Consider the following 2,797-nt stretch of genomic DNA (forward strand, 5'->3'; position numbering starts at 1 on the left):
TGAAGAAGGCTATGGCCTGCCAGAGTGTCGAGGAACTTCTGGAACTGGCGAAGGATGAGGGCTACGACATGACGAAGGAAGAGGCGGAGAAGTATTTCGCCCAGCTTTCCGAGATAGATCTGAGTCCGGAAGATCTGAAGCAGGTTGCCGGTGGCACTTTTCCTCCTGATCCCACCTCCCTAAAAGTAAGGAGGGACAGAAGCTGGTAAGCCGCACGAATCCAAGAGAATCTGTTGAAGCGCTTACAAGAAATCTGTGGCTGAAGAACAAAAGCGTAACGAGGGGATAAGTCCATGAAGATTTGTCTACGTCGCAGATTGTCAGCGAAGGGAAGGGGGGCGCACCGGATTGCATACCAGCAAATACGAAATCGTCCTGCCCCTCATCGACAAGAATGGAGTGGAAATAGAGGATTTTGCGCTTTTGGTGAGCGGGATTTACGGCGCATTTGACGTAGTGGAAAAAAAGACGGTAGAAAAAATAGCCGCCGGAGACGTATCGACTCTCCCGCTTGCCCTTCGCGAACGCCTCCTTCTTCGGGGGCACATCACGCGAAAAGACGAGGCGGCAGAACTCTCTGATGCGCTTCTTATTGCGCGTATTTGTGCGAAACTATACAGCGAGCCGCGTATTGTTGCCGTGATTATGCCCACGTATGATTGCAATTTCCGCTGCCCTTATTGTTTCGAACGTCATCGCCTGGGGCATGGCTTCGAATGGATGGAAGCGGTGATGGAGCCGTCCATGGTAAGGGCGATTTTTGCGGCACTTGCCCGCGAAAGGGAACGCGGCCGCTACATAGACAGTTTGATTCTTTTCGGTGGCGAGCCCTTTCTCACGCAGAACCACGCTATAGTAAAGGATATATGTGGGCGGGCGCGGGAAATGGGCATACCCATAAGAGCAATTACCAATGGCTACGAAATGGATGCTTTCCTTGATATTATCACCGAATACAAATTGTTCGATTTACAAATTTCCGTGGACGGCATGGGCGAAGCCCATGACCGCCATCGCCGTCATAAAAATGGTCATCCCACTTATGAGCGCATAATGGAGAATATTGCGCTTGCCTTGGAGAGGGGGGCCACCGTAAGTCTTCGGGTAAACGTGGATCGTAAAAATATCGATGGCCTCGGCGAGCTTATCCGCGATATAAAAGAGCGCGGGCTTACCAAATACAGTCAATTTTCCTACGGCTTCAAAGCGGTGGAAGAGAGCACGAAGTCACCTGCTCATGTGTCAGACCACGAGGTATTGGAGGCGGTGATTGCCGCTGACCAGAAAGGCGATGAAATATCCGCTATCGAGCATCAGGGAATGTACGGGGATGTGGCCTCCGGGCTGCGCCGCGCCATGACAAAAGAAGATTTTCCCTATCTCACATCTGCTCACTGCAATGCAGTGCAGGGCATGGCTCTGATTGACCCCTTTGGGAAAATTTTTCCCTGCGCCTATCTCGTTGGCATGGAGGATGAGATGATTGGCTGTGTCGATGAGGAATGCGGCCAAATCCTGTACGGCTTCCGCAAGGCAAAGTGGGATGCCCGCACGGGGGATTTCCTGAAGCCCTGCCAAAGCTGTCCCTACATCTTTTTTTGCGGTGGAGGCTGTGCGATAAGAGCCAAAAACGAAAGCGGCAATCCCTTTCAAAGTAATTGCGGCGAATTGAAAGACATTTGGAACTTCACCGCTTCCCGCATAGCGGCAGAAGCGTGGGGGAAAAGCGGCGAAGATGAGCTTACGCTATCCCTTTGCGGCGTGTTGTCAAGGCTGACGGAGGCGGAGCGGGAAACGTTGGAAAGCGCACGAAGCGCCATGGAGATGCTGCCTGTTTTGCGCAGCATCGGTTTTTGGCGAAGTTCTGAGGAGGCAAGGTAATATGCGGCCTAAATATCGCTTGCGGACGGAGCGTAGTATGCGCGTGCTCGTTTGCAGCGGCGGACAGCAAGGGGGGATTATTGAAGGCGATTATCCCCCTTGGGAGAACGGGGCATTCATGATCAATGAACTTTCCTTTCGTGATGAATTTCTTGACACCGAAATTATCTGCGCCGCCCTGCACCAACTGCTTGAGGAAGCCGATACCGACCGTATTCTGTGGGAATACCCGGAGCTGGAGGGAAGCAGTTATCAAACAGCAAGAGAAGATTCGCATTATCGCTTGATGAACTTTGCCTTGAAATCCCGCCCCGGTTGGGAACTTTCCTGGCAGCCATACGGTTGGAACTGTTCCTTGGATCTTATGGCAATAGCCGCTGATATCTGGCACGAAAGCCATTACTCGGAGGAAGTGCTCGCCGAGGCCGGCATGGAATTTCTTCCCATTGCGGCGGTGGAGGACTACGAGGAAGATATTCGAGCCCTTTGCAGGAGCGATTCGGAAACAGATTTTATGGAGCCGCTTTATTTTGCGGCTGCCGATGCTGAACTGTCCTTTCTTACCCTTTGGCATGGTGAAGTTGCCGGGTGGCTCCTTGTGCAGCGCATTTCGCCGGAAAAGGCGCACATTCCCATTTTTTATTCGGCTCCAAAATTCCGCGCCCGGGGCGGCGGTGGAAAAATGGCAGCGCACATGGTACGCCTGACGAGCCAAAGCTGCAAGCAGCTTACTTTTTGCTTAAGGCCTGAGTCAACAGCCAATCGGCGTTTTTATATCCGCTATTTCAAAGATGCCTTGACGGTTTCGCGCCGTTTTCGCATTGAAGTGCGGCTAAAGTGAATAGACTGTGGACGACCTGTGCTTTCGAGGTGATGGTTCTGCCCATTTGTATAGATATGTATATTCATATTTTTC

General features: G+C 51.9%; 3 protein-coding genes. All 3 read left to right on the forward strand.

The features are described 5' to 3' along the window. Positions 1-209: Nif11-like leader peptide family RiPP precursor (locus BLW59_RS16980; protein ID WP_139283754.1), on the forward strand; the 209-nt coding region annotated here is incomplete at its 5' end. Between the two features lie 139 nt (positions 210-348). Then, entirely contained in the window at positions 349-1,881 is a 1,533-nt protein-coding gene (locus tag BLW59_RS16985) for a radical SAM/SPASM domain-containing protein (protein ID WP_074699043.1), read from the forward strand. Between the two features lies 1 nt (position 1,882). Beyond that, positions 1,883-2,722 carry a GNAT family N-acetyltransferase gene (locus BLW59_RS16990; RefSeq protein WP_074699045.1) on the forward strand — a complete coding sequence of 280 codons (840 nt, stop codon included), beginning with the start codon at positions 1,883-1,885 and terminating at the stop codon, positions 2,720-2,722. Positions 2,723-2,797: the final 75 nt, after the last annotated feature.

This window comes from Selenomonas sp. KH1T6 (assembly GCF_900108415.1).
Classification (GTDB): domain Bacteria; phylum Bacillota; class Negativicutes; order Selenomonadales; family Selenomonadaceae; genus Selenomonas_B; species Selenomonas_B ruminantium_A.

Excerpts from the sequence above, each read along its gene's own strand:
- BLW59_RS16990 (WP_074699045.1), top strand. The coding sequence starts at position 1,883 with ATGCGGCCTAAATATCGCTTGCGGACGGAGCGTAGTATGCGCGTGCTC.